The sequence below is a fragment of the Microcoleus vaginatus HSN003 genome, from assembly GCF_022701255.1.
Lineage (GTDB): Bacteria > Cyanobacteriota > Cyanobacteriia > Cyanobacteriales > Microcoleaceae > Microcoleus > Microcoleus vaginatus_B.
Genome location: NZ_CP031705.1, coordinates 6639224 through 6656414 on the forward strand (window position 1 = coordinate 6639224; position 17191 = coordinate 6656414).

Here is a 17191-nt window from a genome sequence, read left to right on the forward strand (position 1 = left end):
AACCGGAATTGATATTACATCCGTTATATCCGTTACAGAATCCGTTGCCGAACTTCCTTCTTCTATAGTTTCTGGCGCGAACTCAGGTGAGCTTCAATTTCCGATCGCGATCGCCATACAGGGCGCAATTCCTTGCGAGCAAAAAGCTGCAACTGATCGCCGGCGTGGGGCGAACCAGGTTGACTGGCGTTGCCGTAACTGTTTAGCGCCATCGCTTTCACCGGATTGGAGAACTCAATCGCGGCGACAAAAGAATCGCCCGCAACCGCTTGAAAGCGATCGTCTTTCCCAGGAGCGAACCATACTGAGCGAAATACACCCAAAGCACCGTCAGCTCCATTTGCAGGCAGATTCGCCTCCCCAGGCAATCGGAAGACTTCCCCCCATGCCACATCTAACGCGCCATAAGTTAGCTCAACTTTGGTAGCTGCCGCTTCCAGCACCCGCACCGCCTCCGCAGGATTTGCCAACCCGTCTGGCGTCGTTAGCGGCGCATCTTCGCTCCAAGGTTTAGCGAATAAGCGATCGGCATCCATCGCTTTTTTCCAAAAGGCAAACAGCACCGCACCGCGACTGTCGGCATCGACTTTGCGATCCCAAGTGGCGAGAACTTCCGCAGCGCGGCGCGCTTTTTCACTGCCTTGCCGTGCGGCGGGAATTAAATCATGGAGGAGGCGATCGGCTAGTTCTACCTGAGTGGAATGTTTGTATTGCATCAATTCATCGAAAGAGATTTTTTCATCTTCTAATAGCATTTTTGCCGATCGCTGCGATCGCAAATCCATCGGGCCGCGCGGTGCCATGTAGGCGGGATAATTATCGGGTGCGATCGCCCTGGGAAACGTCGTTGTCCAAGGCGGATCGTTGGTATTTTGCAACCAACCGCTGGGCGGATCGACAACGCGCGGCAAATCCGCATAGGGATGATTTTTGCTCCACAAAGTCTCTGACGTATTGCCTGCGATCGTGCCTGACCAGTATTTAAAATCTCCCTTTTTGCGTATGGGGACTTGACCGTTAAACAAGTGCATGATATGCCCCTCACGATCGGCATACATGACGGTAAACATGGGAATTTCCAAGCGCTTTAAAGCGGCTTCAAATTCAGAAAAATTCTTTGAGCGTGCCATATCCCACCACTGCTGAAGGGCTGCTGGTTTATCGAGTCCGACAACGCGCAGGGCGATCGCTTTGCCCTGTTTTTCTGTGAGAATCGGCCCGTGAACAGAACGCCGCACGACTAGAGATTCCGATCGCAAATTTCCATTCTTTTCTTTGACTTTTAAAACCTTCTCTTCTCTGTCAAATTTTCGGACTTCGCCATCGAAGCGATAGCCATCGTTAGCGAGGGGCAATTCGTAGGCATCCCAGCCATCGTGAGTGTTGACAGTATGAGTCCATCCCAAGTTGTCATTAAAGGCGATCGTTAATACAGGAAATCCGACGAGAGTCGCTCCGTAAGCGTTAATTTCTGGGGCAATCAGTTGCGCTTCATACCATAAATATAAATCCGACCAAGGAAGGTGAGGATTTGCCAATAACATGGCATTGCCGCTTTCAGAACGGGAAGGAGCGATCGCCCAACCATTAGAGCCTTTGGGGGTGTCATTTTCCGCGAGATCTTCAACGCGCTCTGGCTCGACTATAAAAGTAAAATTGATGACACGTTGCGCGTGTGCCAATACATCTGTCGGTTTGAGGGGCAATGCTACTTTTAATTCTTCGGTGAGCGCCTCTGGGTGTTCTTTTGCATAGGCATTCATTCCGCCAACAAAAGCATCGAGATAGTTGCGAAAAATGGGATTTTGTGATTCATACCACGCATTTGCGCGATTAGGAATTCCCATAGTTTGCACCCAGCGATCGGATTCCAGATAATCTTCGCCCCAAAACTCGGCAGCTTGGCCGCGAGCTTGCCCGTAAAGACGCAAAATCAGATTACCGTGACTTTGCATCTGCGCCCACCCAAAAGCGTAGAAAAGGCTTTTAGTATTCTCTCCATAAATATGTGGAATTCCATAGGTATCCCAAAGAATTTGAGTCCCGGTTTGAGGCGAGGATTGAACCCCATTATTTAGAAGCAAAACTAAAATAAAACTCATCAATAACGAGAGAATTCGCCGGCCTTGTTTTTTTAGTTGTAGAAACACTGGAAATTAATTGGCTAGGGTTAAACTGAGACATAATATCAATTCCGGTTGCACTGGAATGATTGTTGACTGTTGACTGTTGACTGTTGACTGTTGACTGTTGACGGCCGGGTCGAAAAACTGAATGGTTGAGTGTTAACTGTTGACTCGATTTTATTATTCCGATGCAACCGGAAACGATATAACAGCATTTTCAACAAGCTGCACGAACAAAATGCCGAGGATTTAAATCTTTTTTATGGAGAACAAGGGAGAAAATTCTACCAAATCCGATGCCCACAAACGTAACCTATCTACGTCTATCTGCCTCCATCTGCGGTTACAAAAATAACACCTCTTCGAGATATCCAGAAAATCCGAAAAAAGACCCTGTGTAAATCGGATGTGAAATTAAAAGCCCTCCGCTACGCTCACCAACTTGAAAAGCGCTATAAAACGCCGGTGTATCGGCTGTAAAGCGCATTAATGTCATTGGTGAGGAGGGGGGGTAAACAAGTAGGGCGAGATAGGTTATTTTTTAATTTGACCTTGTTGCCAATTTCCTTCTACTTTCGTTCCATCTGCATAAATGTAGGAACCTTGCCCGTGTTTCTGGCCGTTAAGGAATTCACCTTGATAGCGATCGCCATTGGCGTAAATGCAAGTACCTTTGCCGTTGAACTGACCATCGGTAAATTCGCCTTCGCAGCGATCGCCATTCGCAAAAATGAAAACTCCTTTCCCGCTCATTTTACCCTTGACAAAAGTGCCTTTATAGCTATTTCCATTGGCGAACTCACGGACACCTTCACCACTAAATTCTCCCTTGTCAAACGGGCCTTGATAACGTCCCCCTTCTTTAAAAGTAAACAACCCCTGACCTTGAATGTTGCCCTTCACAAACTCTCCTTCATAGCGGTTGCCGTTCGGATATTCGCGAACCCCTTTACCGTGAAACTGCCCTTCACTAAATTGCCCCTCATAACGACCTCCTTCAGCAAAGGTATAAATTCCCGGCCCGTTAGGCACATTATTCAGCAACTCTCCTTCGTAGCGGTTCTTATTAGCATATTGACACACGCCTTTGCCGTTAACTTTTCCTTCTTTAATATCTCCTTCGCATCGAGTGCCATTACTGAACGTAAAAGCCCCGCGACCGCTGGGAGAACCATTGGTAAAAGAGCCTTCGTAACGAATGCCGTTAGTTGAGGTAAAAGTTCCTGTACCGTCGAACTCACCGTTTTTAAAAGTGCCTTCGTAGCGGTTGCCGTTAGCAAATTCGCGGACACCTTGACCGTTGAATTCACCATCGGCAAATTCTCCTTGGTATCGACCTTCTTCTTTAAAAGTATAGATGCCTTGACCGTGAGGTTTGCCGTTGAGAAATTGGCCTTCGTAGCGATCGCCGTTGGCATATTGACAACTGCCGGGGCCGCTGAGTTTTCCCTCACTCAATTCTCCCTCGCAACGTCCGCCATCGGGTAAAGTAATTACTCCTGCCATTGCGCTGTGAGGGTTGGCAAACAACAAAGCCATTCCCAAGTTGGAACCAAGTAAGAGAGCGAGTCCAACTCGCTGAAGTTTACTTAATATTGCTGACGACATTTCCAAATTCATAATTCACAAAAAATTCAAGTTTTAACTTTGCTATTCCTTGGACAGTGCTATAGAATTCCCAGCCAAATTGCTAGAGTCTGAAAAAAATCCCTAGTCAGTGAGATCGAAAACAATGAATATTGTTTCTCCGGGAATGCCACTCTCTGATGAGGCATATTTCCTTTTTTCTATTGCTTTAATCGCTGCGCGATCCAAGTCGTTGTATTTGCTAGGAGTCGAGATCTTGATGTTGAATGGCTTACCGTTGGGGTCAATGTCAAACGTGACTCCCACTCGGCCTTCCCGCCCTTGTTCTCTGGCTGCGCTCGGATATTCAGGTTTACCGCAGCCACTAATGCAAGTACCCAGAGGCGTGCCGGGAGGGCGCGAAGGACTCCCCCCTCTTCCTGGATTTGTCGGTGGTTTTGGCACTGGCCCGGAACCGCTGCCAAAAGGCTGTGACGAACCGCCGCTGCCATTTCCACCTCCACCGGGTGATGAGTTCGATGCACTTCCTCCAGGGCTACCAGATGAGGCGAGGTTTCCTACATCTGGGAGCGCACTTCCAGAATTGCCGCCGCCTCCTGGCCTGGTAGCCGTGACTGGCGAGCCAGCCGCAGGCGCTCGGGGCGCTCGCCCCGAACCAGCCGCAAATGGCTCATCAGAAGGTATGTCGCCATTTTTACTGGCACCGGATGGTGAGTTGGACGGACTTGCTCCGGGGCTCTCAGAGGAGGAGGGGTTTGTGAGATCCCCGATCGCATTTCCAGAGTTACTACCGCCTCCTGGCCTAGTAGCTGTGACTGGCGAGCCAGCCGCAGGCGATCGCTGTATGGGCCCGGAAGAAGGATTTAATGGCTCGGAGGAAGGCTCCCCGCTACCCGCCGAAGCAGATGGTGAGAGCGGGTTATTGTTTTCGGGGCTGTCGGAGGAGTTGGGATTTCCAGCATCATTTGTAAAGTCTCTGGAACTTGCAGCATCCTTGGGGCGGGAGGCGGTAACGGGTGGTTCGCTGGGAGGGGGTTCCGGGCTTGCCGTTGTGCTGGGGCTATCAATTTTTGGAGGCTCGGGCGACGGGGTTTCGGGTTCGGTGGCGATCGGGGTTTTAGGAGTTTCTGGGGAATTTAAATCCTGTTGAGGTGCGGGGGAAGGCTCCTCTGGAATCGGTGGTGGCGTTACCGCTACGGGTGGCTCCTCTGGAATTGGTGGTGGCGTTACCGCTACGGGTGGCTCCTCTGGAATCGGTGGTGGAGTTACCGCTACGGGTGGCTCCTCTGGAATCGGTGGTGGAGTTACCGCTACGGGTGGCTCCTCTGGAATCGGCGGTGGAGTTACCGCTACCGGCTGCTCCCCTGGAATCGGCGGTGGCGTTGCGGCTACGGGTGACTCCTCTGGGGGAGTTGGCTCTGGTGGCGGTTCTGGTTTGAACGTCTCAGGTGGGGGAGATACCTTTTCTGGAATAACCGGCTCTGGCTGGGTTTCCTCTACTGTGGGCTCATCAAGCACAACAATTTCAATTGCATCCTCTTCAAATTCAGCAGGTTTGACCAACTTGAGGCTCAACGGCAACGCGACACCGTGCAGTAAGGCTGAGGCTAACAGACTGATCGCCAGAACTTTTTTGAGTGCTTCTTCTTGTTGTTGTCTTTGCGTCGCCGAAATATTTGAAAAACTCATCCCTTCTCAATCTCCTTTATGGATGACAACATCCTCGCTGGCTCCCCGACATAACCCGAAACAAGCTACCAACAGCCTGTTGAGCTTGCTATCAATGATGAACCTACCCATCCTATAAGAACACTGTCACCCTGTTCAAGACTCTTGCAATTAATTTTCATTATTTAATTTTGAGATAGCCACTAGACGCTACCAATCAACATTTCCTTTGGCGGCGTCTACGTCGCTCTCCTGGGTGCTGTCAATGTTCGGATTCTGGCAGGGCAAGGTTCAAAAATGCCTTAACTGCAATACTCTAGCCCGTAATATACCAACAAATTTCCACATTCTCAAGCTTTTCATAAAAATTAGTCAATAAGTAAAATCAAGTTTTTTTTTGCGTTTGATAGGTAATCTTTATTTAAAAAGCTGGCTCATGACTTGACAAACCCTGAATTTTGTGGAAACCTAGTTGAGAATCTTTTAAATTATTGAAGATTATTGTCAAGTCCTAACGCAAAGATTTAGCAAAGAAGCACTGGCAGAAAAATCTGTCGCGATCTCGGTCGTGATCACATTAGGAGCATTTTGGGTACAGACGAAGATAGTCACACACAGGTAGTGCGTTTGTGCGATCGCGATCGCGCTTGAGTGAAACAATTCGCAGCCTGAATCACTTGTGCCGACTTGACGCAGAAACTCTACCAGCCTTCGATCGGGCTAATTGCACCATTAGGCAGCTTGCGATCATTCAACAGAGCTAGCGAGAGTACAAATCAATGGATACTTTCATTTACATTTTTCGCGCTGGGGGCATTGTTTCTTGGCCGCTGCTTGCCTCGTCAATCGCAGCAGTCGCGCTGATCATAGAGCGTCTTGCCTTTTGGTTTAGGGTAAATCGGCGGCAGCGGCGAGTCGTGCGAGAAGTGCTACAGCTTTACAGTCAAAACCCCGATTCCGCAATCAAAAAGTTACAAGTAAACAGCGATTTGCCCCTAGCCCGGATTTTTTTAGAAGCTTTAGAATTAGACGCGCCCAACATCGAAGAATTTCGTTTGGCCTTAGAGAGTGGCGCTCAGGCAGAAATCCCCATCCTGAAGCGATTCAATACAATATTTGACACCATTATCAGCCTTTCCCCACTATTTGGGTTGCTCGGAACAGTTTTGGGGTTAATTACTACCTTTAGTTCTCTCAAACTGGGAAATGCCACGGGCACCAATTCCGCAGGCGTTACTTCTGGGATTAGCGAAGCCCTCGTTTCTACGGCAATAGGGTTAGTTGTGGCAATCTTTACACTCTTATTTGCCAATATGTTTCGCGGGTTTTACTTACGGCAGATTGCTTTTATTCAGGAAGCGGGAGGCCAGCTAGAGTTATTGTACCGTCACCGCTACGAAAAACTACCAAGAGAATCTAATTATGCGCCTACCCGATGAACCTGATAGTATTCCCCAGATTAACATCGTGCCAATGATTGATGTGGTGTTCGCCATATTAACGTTTTTAATTGTTTCCTCTCTGTCTTTATCCAAATCCGAGGGTTTACCCGTAAATTTACCGAAAGCATCAACCTCTCAAGTTCAGGACTCGCCTACTAAAATTACGGTCACGATCGATGATCAGGGAAAATTAATGGTTGATAAAAAGTCAGTCAACTTAGACCAGATTGAGAGTACGGTGCGACAGACGATGGGGTCAAATCAGAACTCATTAATTGTGCTGAATGCGGATAAAAGCGTCAATCACGGAAATGTGGTGGAAGTTATGGATCGATTACGCCGAATTAAGGGAGCTAAGTTAGGGATTGCTACCGCAAGGTAGAGAGTTCCTATAATTACTAATTTGTAATTCCCTCACACCATAAAGCTGAAATTACCCCGTGCAGATTTACTAAAAAAGCCTGTAAGTCTTATTAAAAGCGACTCCTGAATAGTCTGTATGATTCAGGACTTTATTTGATAAAGCAGTTAAATATTAAAGTCCTTACTGTCAAAAAGCAGCAAGGACTTTAATTATTTATGCCTGAGTAGTAAGGACGAATGCCCTTACTACACACATTAAATACTTGCCATCACTTCACGCGCTGCAGCCAAAGTTCGATCGATATCTTCCTCAGTATGAGCCAAAGAAGTAAATCCCGCCTCAAACTGCGAAGGAGCAAGATAAATTCCGTGCTCCAACATTCCCCGGTGAAAGCGGCTGAACTTCATCAAATCCGACTTCTTCGCATCCTCGTAATTGTGAACCGGGCCAGCCGCAAAAAACAAGCCAAACATCCCGCTAATTTGCCCACCCCAAACCGCGTGTCCCGCTTCCTTAGCAATTTTTAGCAATCCATCAGACAGTTTTTTGGTAATCTTATCCAACTGTTCGTAAGTGCCGGGTTTTTGTAGCAATTCCAAAGTCTTAATCCCAGCAGTCATCGCCAAAGGATTTCCCGAAAGCGTACCCGCTTGATACATCGGGCCTGCAGGAGCCACCATCCCCATAATATCCCGCCTTCCCCCGTAAGCTCCCACTGGCAAACCGCCACCGATAACTTTACCCAAGGTAGTCAAATCCGGGGTGACACCGAATCTTTCCTGAGCTCCGCCGTAGGCGATGCGGAAACCGGTCATTACTTCATCAAAAACTAACAAAGCACCGTTATCTTTAGTAATTTCCCGCAAACCTTCGAGAAAACCTGCATCCGGGGTAATAAAACCGGCATTCCCCACCACTGGTTCGAGAATTACGCCTGCTATTTCGCCGGGATTTGCGGCAAATAAAGCTTTGACTGCTTCTAAGTCATTGTAGGGAGCGTTGAGGGTATTGGCAGTAGTGGATTTCGGGACGCCCGGAGAGTCGGGAAGGCCCAGAGTTGCAACGCCGGAACCGGCTTTTACCAAGAACATATCGGCGTGCCCGTGATAACAGCCTTCAAATTTAATCAGTTTATCGCGTCCGGTGAAAGCTCGCATCAGCCGCAAAACGGCCATACAGGCTTCGGTGCCGGAGTTGACAAATCGCACCATTTCAATGCTGGGAACGGCATCGATGACCATTTCGGCGAGTACGTTTTCCAACAGCGATGGTGCGCCGAAACTCGTACCTTTTTCTAAAGATTCGTGCAGGGCTTTGATGACATCCGGGTGGGCGTGACCACAGATGGCTGGGCCCCAAGTGCCTACATAGTCAATGTATTGGTTTTCGTCAACATCCCAAATGTAGGCTCCTTTTACCCTGTCAAAGACGATGGGCTGTCCGCCTACGGATTTGAAGGCGCGCACGGGGGAACTGACGCCACCTGGCATCAACTTCTGGGCAGCGGCGAAAATTTCTTCTGATTTGGTCGTTTTCAAGGTTGTGGAAACCAATGTTTTCTCCTTAGTGAACGTCTGTTGTTGGTAGAATAATTTTATAACCGGTTCAACATAAAGGTTAGGTCGATTCAAGGAAACTATTCTAGTAGATTTTAGGGTACAAACCAACGAGTAGCAATACTAGCTTGGGTTTTTCAGGCTTTGTAGCACCCGCATCGTGAAGCGAAGCTATCCCGTAGGGAATCGCCCTAAAGTGTAATTTTTTGTAAAAGAGTTCTTGACAATTTACCCCTCCCTTGCTCAATCTTCTCCCTTCCTTTGCGTCCTCTGCGTTCTCTGCGGTTAATTAAAAAAAATCTCCGACAGGAAAGTGTTAATCTATCTTACCAAGTTGAAATAAAATTATGTCTACTACTGATTTATCGAGTTTGAGCCGAGCGATCCCAATTGAAAAGATTCGTTACGACGAGCGCGGTTTAGTGCCTGCGATCGTCCAAGATTATTTGGACGGTACGGTGTTAATGATGGCGTGGATGAATCGGGAGTCGCTGCAAAAAACGCTCTCTACCGGGCAAACTTGGTTCTGGAGTCGATCGCGCGCTGAACTGTGGCCAAAAGGCGCGACTTCGGGACACATTCAAAATGTCAAAGGCCTGCGTTACGACTGCGATAGCGATGCTTTGCTAGTTACTGTCGAACAAGTTGGAGATATTGCTTGTCACACCGGAGAAAGAAGTTGTTTTCACCAAGTTGATGGGGAAATTTCACCGCCGCCAGGGGATATGTTATCTCAATTATTTGCGGTAATTTGCGATCGTCGGGACAATCCTAACGAAAGTTCTTATACTTGCAAGTTATTCGAGGGAGGCGACAACAAAATTCTCAAGAAAATTGGCGAAGAGTCGGCGGAAGTTGTGATGGCTTGCAAAGATGACGACAAAGACGGGATTGCTGGGGAAGTTGCGGATTTATTTTATCACGCTTTGGTGGCTTTGGCTCACCATCAAGTTGATTTGAGAGAAGTTTACCGCAAATTGGGCGATCGACGAAAATAAATTAGTTCGTTGACGGTTAACTGTTGACTGTTGACTGTTGACTGTTGACGGTTAACTGTTGACGGTTAACTGTTGACTGTTGACTGTTAATCCTAACAACTACAGTCTTGGACGCACGCGGGGTCACAAACCCGGTTTCTCTGAAAAATCGTGGTATCGAACCGAGAGATATTGACGCAGAAACCGGGTTTTTTGGTCTTAGTCCTAAACGAACAACTGAATATTAGATTCTAATTTTCAACATTCGATCGAGCTTTTGCAATATAAAAATAGCCGCGCCGACACTCAAAGCCAAACCCAACCAAAAATTATCCGCCGCCCATTTACCTCCATCCAAAGCCAAACCGCCCAGCGGCGGCCCGATTAAATAGCCGATCGCCCAACACTGAGAACTAACCGCCAAATACACGCCCCGCAAAGACTCCGGCGCTAAATCCACCACCAAAGCAGAAGCAAAAGGCGTATAAGTAACAGTCGCAAGCGACAAAAAGCTCAAGCCTAAAACAGCTAAAAATAGATGGTCAGTTGCAGCCATTCCCGTCAAGCCGATCGCGATAAATCCCATTCCCCACAGCAGCGCAGAAATCATCAAAGCTTTTGGATGGGAAAATGGTCTCAAAGCTTTAACAACCGGCAGTTGCAAAGCCACAGTTAAAAACGTACTAAAAGCAAACAAAACGGTAATTGTACCTGTTGAAAAGCCTTTTCCCGATGTCCCCACCGCGACAAACTTGCTAAAGTACAGCGGCATTGTGGTTTGGATTTGGGAAATATATAATGTGAACAGAGTATTTACTAAAGCATAAACTAGAAGACTTCGATCGCTCAGCGCCACCATCCAGCCATTTTCCCCACCTTTTTTGCCTCTATCTGCTGAATTAGCTGGTTTGTAGGTTTCGGCGATCGCGATCGCCACCACGGCAAACAGCACTAAAAACGAGATACCATCAATAATAAAGAGCGATCGATAATTCCCCGTTAACTCAATCAACAAACCGCCCAAAATAATCCCAACTTGCAAACCCAAATTATCAGCAAGCCGCGTCAAAGCAAAAGCTTCCTGTCGCTGTTCGCCCTCCGTTAAATCCGCCACCATCGTCTCGGTTGGAGGCCAATACAAACCCACGCCAAAACCCATCAGTAAATTGCCCGCAATTAAGCCAGCGAAATCATTAGTCGCCGCCAGTACAAAAGAAGCGGCAGCCGAAATAACTGCCGCCAGCAATAAAGTTCGCCGCCTTCCCCAAAATTTTGAATCACAAAAAGAACCGCCCAAAATTCTGCCCAAAATTCCCGAAACTGAACCGCTACCCAAACCAATCCCAACAGCAGTAGCAGATAAACCCACGCGATCGACAAAAAATATCGGCGCGTAAAATAAAGTAAAACCGGTGCCACTTTGGGAGAGGAATCTGCCGGCAGCAAGAATCCAGACTTGAGGGGGGAGACGGGGCAACCAAGAGGATAATTGAAACTTAGACATATACAGTTAAATTAGGAGTTATATCAATTCCGGTTGCACCGGAATTATTGTTGACTGTTGACTGTTGACTGTTGACTGTTGACGGGCGGGTCGAAAAACTGAATGGTTGAGTGTTAACTGTTGACTCGATTTTATTATTTCGAGGCAACCGGAAACGATATTATTTTTGGACGCAGAAACCTGGTTTTTTATGAAAAAAATACGTTACGGTGTTTAATCAGAGTCAAAAACAGATGTCTTTGGTCGCAGTGCATAAGTCCTGTGAGTAATTATTAATTTATTCCGTACTTTTTCCGAATTAGTATTAGTTAACTGAGGGGATGACAAGCATAAGTGAGCTTAACAATTCTTCAGGGTATGTTACACAAAAGTTACCATTGATTTAAAAATACTTAACAGAATTTTAGAAAAAAGTTAGTTAAACTCTAGAAAAGGCAGAAGAAAATTTTAGAGGGTCGAATTATATGACAGCTATTACAACATCAAGAGTGGAATCAATCAAACCGCGCTGGCAAGCAATTGTCATGGTGTCCCTAATTTTCTGGCTCAGCGGTAGCCTGATTTTGGATCTAGTAATTATGCCCAGTCTCTACGTATCTGGCATGATGACATCTCCCGAGTTTGCAACGGCCGGGAATTTAATGTTCTGGGGATTCAACCGCGTTGAGTTAATCTGTTCGGGCCTGGTGGCAACGGGTTTGATGGTTTTGAGCAATTTAGTCGGTGACTTCGGCAAGCGCAGCCGCACAGCAATTTTATTATCATTGGTACTTCTGGCGATCGCCCTGATTGACACCTACGCCCTGACACCCCAAATGAGCGCCTTGGGAATGCAGCTAAATCTGTTCGATTCCGCAGCAGAAGTGCCCGCCGGGATGAATCTACTGCACCAAGGCTATTTTGCATTGGAAGCGCTGAAGTTGGCTGTCGCCGGTACGCTGCTGGGCTGGTGCTACCAAAACCAAGTTTAACCGACACAATGCTCAGAGGTTGAGTTTTTCTCAACTCAACCTGCAGCGGGGGGCGTGAATTCACGCCCCCCGCTAATTTTTTAAATTTTAGCGATCGAAAACGAGGCTCGAATTGCAGCCATTCTGTATTCATCGGCGTTAATCTGTGTTTATCTGCCTGTATCTGCGGTTAAAACAAAAGAATGTATTAACTAACCGCCGATGACAATAAATTGACTCTAATTCACGCCGATGAAGAGAATAGAGAGATGAATAATCTCCGATGCTAACAGATTTGATATAACTATATTTTCAAGTTTCTTGACCCGCCCAAAAACGGGTACTTGGGAACGAATCCTGTTGTGGAGAACTCAAAATTTTAGACTTTTGTTCAAACTTCCAGATTCATCTTTGGAGTAAATCTAAAATCTAAAATCTAAAATCTAAAATCGACTGACGCCACGCCCTACTCGGATGCTTCCGGTAAATCTGCTTTTGGCCACAGCAGGCGCAAGCCCATCACCGCAAATCCGATCGCCGCTAGTCCCTTTACCAGTCGTTCCGGTAGCACCTCAGCGGTGCTGAAGCCGATCGCCACACCGATTAAACTCGCCAGCAGCAGCGCCGACGCGGTGCCGAAAAATACAGCCCGCGGCGAGTTACAACTACTGCCCAGGGCGATCACAGCTAATTGACTTTTGTCTCCCAATTCTGACAAAAAAACTGTAATAAAACTTAGTCCCAAAAGTTGCCAGTCCATGTTTTTTTAGTTCTTAGTTAGCTATTGTATAAATCTACGACTTACCGACAAGGCAGACAATTAACCCAGCACTTCCCACAGCAGAACCGCCGAAATCGCCAGTAAAATCACTCCGGCTGCTCTCTCCAAAGTTCTCGGAGCAATCCGACTAGCCAGCCACCTTCCCAGCAACACCCCCAGCAAACTGGTTGCTATCAAAGCCGAACCCGCACCCGCAAACACGATCCAAGGATTTCGAGATTCAGCCGTCATTAGCAAAATCGCAAGCTGAGTTTTGTCTCCTATTTCAGCTAAAAAAATAGTTGCAAAAGTCGAAGCAAAAACTGCCCAGTGCTTCGACTTCAGTTTCTTTTGTTCCTGACAAATATCGGGATTTACAGTCCCTGAGAGTTCAGCGGGCTCCGGGGTTAAAGCAGCACAAATATCAGTAACCTCTTTTATTTGTAGTTGTACCTGTTGTGGCAAATCATAATTGAGGTTTACTGAGTCAGAAGCAGACAAGCTTGGCGGAACAGAATCAAGTTTCACGGGCAATGAGTGCTAAAAGCTATTTATTTTTGACTTGTACTTTTGATTCTAACTCTCTCGGTGCCTGCTTTTACCAAACCAGGGTCATCTTTTTCCCCCGAGCTTTCAGCAACTGATTCCTGGAACCACCCACCGCACCCACCAAGGGATACAAGCCCCCAGATTTATCTGTCGAGTCAATCTAAAATCTAAAATCTCAAATTGACTGACTGACTGGTTCATGTCCCGTAAGTTCGATCGCCCGCATCTCCCAAACCAGGTACAATAAAGCCCTGTTCGTTGACTATTTCGTCGATCGTTGCCGTGTAAATCATCAAACTCGGGTACTCTGCACTCAGCCTCTTCAAAGCCGGAGGAGCAGCCACCACAGAGATAATCCGAATCAAGCTCGGGTCAATTCCCCGTGCAGTCAATTCCTGCATAGTCGCTATAATCGTCCCGCCAGTCGCCAGCATCGGCTCGCTAATTATCACCCGCGTTTCCGGGTTAAACTGCGCCGGCAATTTGTTCAAATAACAAGTGGGTTGTAGCGTCTCCTCATTTCTTGCCATGCCGAGGTGGTAAACCGAAGCCAGCGGTACAACCGTCTGAATTCCTTCCAGCAGTGCCAAACCCGCCCGCAAAATCGGTACCACAACTAACGGAGCTTCCGGGTTGATAAAAGTCGCCGGACATTCGCCCAAAGGGGTCTGCACTGTGGTTTCCACTGTCGGCAGCCATTCTCGAATCGCCTCGTAAGCCAGCCACCTTCCCAATTCTGTCATCGCAGAACGAAAAAGTACCGAGGGGGTGGCGGCGTCGCGAGCAACAGCCAGCCAGTGTTTAATTAACGGATGCGGGGGAACGTAAACGCGCAGTTGCAGGGACATTAGGAAATTGGGGAGAGTGCTAGGTTAGAGAAATTTTATGCGGTGCGGTCGATCCTTTTCCAGGCCTTCGACAACCGGCGATCGATCGCTCTGTGCAACTTATCACATCCTTGAGGGTGCATACAAGCCAGAGAGTGAGAATCGACCGAAGAGCACCATTTTAAAGATTGCCGTCGCGGGTTCAAACCCGAGCCTCACAGCTCGCATTCCTCTAAAGACGACTCAACAGCAACCAAATAAACCTCAACCTTAGTTTTCTCTTTAGTCCTTTTCAAAGGACTTCAGCTTTTAGGCAGGGGTTTAAACCCCTGCCGGACTGCCCGACTGCCGCACTGCCGGACTATTGCGACAAGCACAAGCCGTCCCTTAGAACCCATCCGCCGATCGACCTCCATCAGCTTATTGAAATATTTTTCCAATAGTATTGACATTAATTAGCAACAAGGCTATAGTAATTTTTAGTGTTCTCCTCTCAAAGGATCGGCAGACGGGGGCAGTCGGCAATGGTAGACTGTTCCCGCATTTTTTTTGGGGAAAGAAGAAGGAAGAAGTCCGATGCAAGTCGGAAGAAGTCAAGGGTGAAGAGGGAAGAGGGAAAAAGGCAGAAGGCTAGATATGCAAAGGGAAAATAGCAGAGGCAACAGTTCAGGGAGGGCGATCGACTGTAAAATCATAGAAATATTAAGATTTTTAACCTAATGTCAGCTCCTACCCAATCCCAATTATTTTCTCCCAACTCCCGCCCTACACAGCAAGAGTTTGATGTGATTGTCATCGGTTCCGGCATTGGCGGACTCGTGACAGCCACCCAGCTAGCCGCTAAAAAAGCCAAAGTTTTGGTGCTCGAAAGCTATACAATTCCGGGGGGTAGCGCTGGATATTTCGATCGAGAAGGCTACAGATTCGATGTCGGCGCCTCCATGATTTTTGGTTTCGGACAGCGTGGCACCACCAACCTCCTCACCCGCGCCCTGAAAGCAGTCAACGTCACCTTAGAAACGATTCCCGACCCCGTACAGCTTCACTATCACTTACCCAGCGGCTTGGAACTTGAAGTGCCCCAGGCTTATGACAAATACTTGCAAGAATTAACTGACAGGTTCCCTCACGAACGCGAAGGAATCCACAAATTTTACGGCGAATGCTGGAACGTCTTCAACTGCCTCAACGGCATGGAATTGCTATCCCTAGAAGAACCCGGATATCTCGTCCGAGTCTTTTTTCAGAACCCTTTAGCCTGTTTGGGATTGGTAAAATATCTGCCTCAAAATACTGGCGACATTGCGCGGCGCTACATAAAAGACCCTACGTTGCTGAAATTTATCGACATGGAATGCTACTACTGGTCTGTAGTACCCGCAGACTTGACGCCGATGATTAACGCTGGAATGGTATTTTCCGACAGACATTATGGTGGCATAAATTATCCCAAAGGCGGAGTCGGTCAAATTGCCCAAAAATTAGTAGAAGGATTAGAAAAATGCGGCGGGCAAATTCAATACAAAGCTAAAGCGAAAAAAATTATCACAGAAAACGGCCGCGCTGTCGGAGTCGAGCTAGCAACCGGCGAAGTTTACCGCGCAAAGCGGATAGTTTCTAACGCCACGCGCTGGGATACTTTTGAGAAATTGCTGCCGGCAGAAGAGATGCCCGCTAGCGAGAAGAAATGGCAGCAGCGCTATCAAAAAGCCCCCAGTTTCTTGAGTTTGCATTTGGGAGTGGAAGCAAGCGTAATCCCTGCTGGTAGCGCCTGCCACCACATTTTGTTAGAAGATTGGGACAAAATGGAAGCGGCGGAGGGAACTGTTTTAGTGTCAATTCCGACGGTGCTCGACCCGGATTTAGCTCCCGCAGGATATCACATCGTTCACGCTTTTACGTCGAGTTGGATGGAAGAGTGGGAAGGACTGTCGCAGCACGAATACGAGGATAAAAAGGAAGAGGCGGCAGGGAGAATTATTGAAAGATTAGAAAAGATTTTTCCCGGTTTAGATGCCGGTTTGGATTATATGGAAGTTGGGACAGCGCGTTCTCACCGCCGCTTTTTGGGGCGCGAAGACGGAACTTACGGGCCGATTCCGCGACAGAAGCTAATGGGTTTGCTGGGAATGCCGTTTAACCGAACTTCTATGCCTGGTTTATATTGTGTGGGTGACAGTACGTTTCCCGGACAGGGTTTAAATGCGGTGGCGTTTTCTGGGTTTGCTTGCGCGCACCGAATTGCGGTTGATTTGGGTTTTTAGCGGTAGTAGTAGGGTGCGTCAGATTGTTAGATTGAAATACGAGAGAAAATGTGAGGCTCCGGGGCTCCCTACACAAAGACTAAAAACCCGGTTTCTCTGCAGAAACCGGGTTTTTAACCTCAAAATTGGTGTTTTCCATTCTTTTAATGAGTTTACTGGTCGTAGCTGCCGCCGACGCCGATTTGGGTATTGTAGATTTTCGCATCTGTGATCGTCATATCTTCCATCGATGCGCCGGATACGTCAGCGGTGTTAATGATAGCTGCGGTCAGATCTGCCCGATCGAGGTTTGCGTCATTTAAACTGGCATTAGTCAGAAACACTGCGGTTAAGTTAGCACTTGTCAACTTAGCACCGGTCAAGTCAGCACCTTCGAGGTTGGCATGAGATAGGTTTGCTCCTCGTAAATTTGCTTCTCTCAAATCAGCACCAATTAAATGAGCTCCCGTTAAATCTGCTCCTGACAAGTCGCACTTAAAACATTGCCCCGTTGACAATAACTGTTTGACGTGAACCGGATTTTCAGCGCGAGCCGGGCCAGCCAACAGTAGGGGAGTAATTAAAAAAGTAGCGGCCAATAGATTGCGTTTCATAATCCTTTTTCCTCACAGACTCTG

The 17191-nt window shown here is 47.5% G+C and carries 14 protein-coding genes; 5 read left to right on the forward strand and 9 right to left on the reverse strand.

Annotated elements, in window-relative coordinates; translation table 11 throughout:
* Positions 1 to 62 precede the first annotated feature (62 nt).
* The 3 genes from D0A37_RS28255 to D0A37_RS28265 all read right to left on the reverse strand — a co-directional run bounded on the left by D0A37_RS28255 (position 63) and on the right by D0A37_RS28265 (position 5402).
* Positions 63 to 2150: an acylase gene (locus tag D0A37_RS28255; RefSeq protein ID WP_445242457.1), complete on the reverse strand. Its 2088-nt coding sequence runs from the start codon at positions 2148 to 2150 to the stop codon at positions 63 to 65.
* 510 nt (positions 2151 to 2660) lie between these two features.
* Positions 2661 to 3746 carry an MORN repeat-containing protein gene (locus tag D0A37_RS28260; RefSeq protein WP_242719632.1) on the reverse strand — a complete coding sequence of 362 codons (1086 nt, stop codon included), beginning with the start codon at positions 3744 to 3746 and terminating at the stop codon, positions 2661 to 2663.
* A 90-nt stretch (positions 3747 to 3836) separates the two neighbouring features.
* The gene (locus D0A37_RS28265) at positions 3837 to 5402 is read right to left on the reverse strand and encodes an energy transducer TonB (protein ID WP_242719634.1); all 1566 of its coding nucleotides are present in this window, start codon (positions 5400 to 5402) and stop codon (positions 3837 to 3839) included.
* A gap of 758 nt (positions 5403 to 6160) precedes the next feature.
* Between D0A37_RS28265 and D0A37_RS28270 the strand changes: the two genes are divergently transcribed.
* Both D0A37_RS28270 and D0A37_RS28275 read left to right on the forward strand, forming a co-directional pair.
* Positions 6161 to 6820 carry a MotA/TolQ/ExbB proton channel family protein gene (locus tag D0A37_RS28270; RefSeq protein ID WP_242719636.1) on the forward strand — a complete coding sequence of 220 codons (660 nt, stop codon included), beginning with the start codon at positions 6161 to 6163 and terminating at the stop codon, positions 6818 to 6820.
* Positions 6804 to 7205 carry an ExbD/TolR family protein gene (locus D0A37_RS28275; protein WP_242719638.1) on the forward strand — a complete coding sequence of 134 codons (402 nt, stop codon included), beginning with the start codon at positions 6804 to 6806 and terminating at the stop codon, positions 7203 to 7205. The genes D0A37_RS28270 and D0A37_RS28275 overlap by 17 nt, the downstream gene beginning before the upstream one ends.
* Before the next feature lie 236 nt (positions 7206 to 7441).
* Here the strand turns inward: D0A37_RS28275 and hemL are convergent, their stop codons facing one another.
* On the reverse strand, positions 7442 to 8740 hold the full coding sequence (gene hemL / locus D0A37_RS28280) for a glutamate-1-semialdehyde 2,1-aminomutase (RefSeq protein ID WP_242719640.1): 1299 nt from the start codon (positions 8738 to 8740) through the stop codon (positions 7442 to 7444).
* A gap of 350 nt (positions 8741 to 9090) precedes the next feature.
* Here hemL and hisIE point away from each other — a divergent pair, with 350 nt between their 5' ends.
* Positions 9091 to 9741 carry a bifunctional phosphoribosyl-AMP cyclohydrolase/phosphoribosyl-ATP diphosphatase HisIE gene (hisIE, locus tag D0A37_RS28285; protein WP_242719642.1) on the forward strand — a complete coding sequence of 217 codons (651 nt, stop codon included), beginning with the start codon at positions 9091 to 9093 and terminating at the stop codon, positions 9739 to 9741.
* Positions 9742 to 9964: 223 nt separating this feature from the next.
* Here the strand turns inward: hisIE and D0A37_RS28290 are convergent, their stop codons facing one another.
* Positions 9965 to 11224, reverse strand: coding sequence for an MFS transporter (locus tag D0A37_RS28290; RefSeq protein ID WP_242719644.1), 1260 nt, complete (start codon positions 11222 to 11224; stop codon positions 9965 to 9967).
* A 464-nt stretch (positions 11225 to 11688) separates the two neighbouring features.
* On the opposite strand from D0A37_RS28290, the gene D0A37_RS28295 reads away from it, so the two are divergent.
* Entirely contained in the window at positions 11689 to 12195 is a 507-nt protein-coding gene (locus D0A37_RS28295; protein ID WP_242719646.1) for a DUF4149 domain-containing protein, read from the forward strand.
* A 445-nt stretch (positions 12196 to 12640) separates the two neighbouring features.
* Here the strand turns inward: D0A37_RS28295 and D0A37_RS28300 are convergent, their stop codons facing one another.
* From D0A37_RS28300 to upp, 3 genes are all read right to left on the reverse strand, one after another.
* A complete protein-coding gene (locus D0A37_RS28300) occupies positions 12641 to 12934 on the reverse strand; it encodes a TMEM165/GDT1 family protein (protein WP_242719648.1) in 294 nt (97 codons plus the stop codon).
* A gap of 60 nt (positions 12935 to 12994) precedes the next feature.
* Positions 12995 to 13462: a TMEM165/GDT1 family protein gene (locus tag D0A37_RS28305; RefSeq protein WP_190658034.1), complete on the reverse strand. Its 468-nt coding sequence runs from the start codon at positions 13460 to 13462 to the stop codon at positions 12995 to 12997.
* A gap of 218 nt (positions 13463 to 13680) precedes the next feature.
* Positions 13681 to 14331: a uracil phosphoribosyltransferase gene (upp, locus tag D0A37_RS28310; RefSeq protein ID WP_242719650.1), complete on the reverse strand. Its 651-nt coding sequence runs from the start codon at positions 14329 to 14331 to the stop codon at positions 13681 to 13683.
* Between the two features lie 698 nt (positions 14332 to 15029).
* On the opposite strand from upp, the gene crtH reads away from it, so the two are divergent.
* The gene (gene crtH, locus D0A37_RS28315) at positions 15030 to 16574 is read left to right on the forward strand and encodes a carotenoid isomerase (protein WP_242719652.1); all 1545 of its coding nucleotides are present in this window, start codon (positions 15030 to 15032) and stop codon (positions 16572 to 16574) included.
* Positions 16575 to 16726: 152 nt separating this feature from the next.
* On the opposite strand, the gene D0A37_RS28320 is transcribed toward crtH, so the two are convergent.
* Positions 16727 to 17167: a pentapeptide repeat-containing protein gene (locus tag D0A37_RS28320; RefSeq protein ID WP_242719654.1), complete on the reverse strand. Its 441-nt coding sequence runs from the start codon at positions 17165 to 17167 to the stop codon at positions 16727 to 16729.
* Positions 17168 to 17191 lie beyond the last annotated feature (24 nt).

Coding starts and splice junctions, on each gene's coding strand:
- D0A37_RS28260 (WP_242719632.1), bottom strand. CDS start 3,746: ATGAATTTGGAAATGTCGTCAGCAATATTAAGTAAACTTCAGCGAGTT.
- D0A37_RS28265 (WP_242719634.1), bottom strand. CDS start 5,402: ATGAGTTTTTCAAATATTTCGGCGACGCAAAGACAACAACAAGAAGAA.
- D0A37_RS28270 (WP_242719636.1), top strand. CDS start 6,161: ATGGATACTTTCATTTACATTTTTCGCGCTGGGGGCATTGTTTCTTGG.
- D0A37_RS28275 (WP_242719638.1), top strand. CDS start 6,804: ATGCGCCTACCCGATGAACCTGATAGTATTCCCCAGATTAACATCGTG.
- hisIE (WP_242719642.1), top strand. CDS start 9,091: ATGTCTACTACTGATTTATCGAGTTTGAGCCGAGCGATCCCAATTGAA.
- D0A37_RS28290 (WP_242719644.1), bottom strand. CDS start 11,224: ATGTCTAAGTTTCAATTATCCTCTTGGTTGCCCCGTCTCCCCCCTCAA.
- D0A37_RS28295 (WP_242719646.1), top strand. CDS start 11,689: ATGACAGCTATTACAACATCAAGAGTGGAATCAATCAAACCGCGCTGG.
- D0A37_RS28300 (WP_242719648.1), bottom strand. CDS start 12,934: ATGGACTGGCAACTTTTGGGACTAAGTTTTATTACAGTTTTTTTGTCA.
- upp (WP_242719650.1), bottom strand. CDS start 14,331: ATGTCCCTGCAACTGCGCGTTTACGTTCCCCCGCATCCGTTAATTAAA.
- crtH (WP_242719652.1), top strand. CDS start 15,030: ATGTCAGCTCCTACCCAATCCCAATTATTTTCTCCCAACTCCCGCCCT.
- D0A37_RS28320 (WP_242719654.1), bottom strand. CDS start 17,167: ATGAAACGCAATCTATTGGCCGCTACTTTTTTAATTACTCCCCTACTG.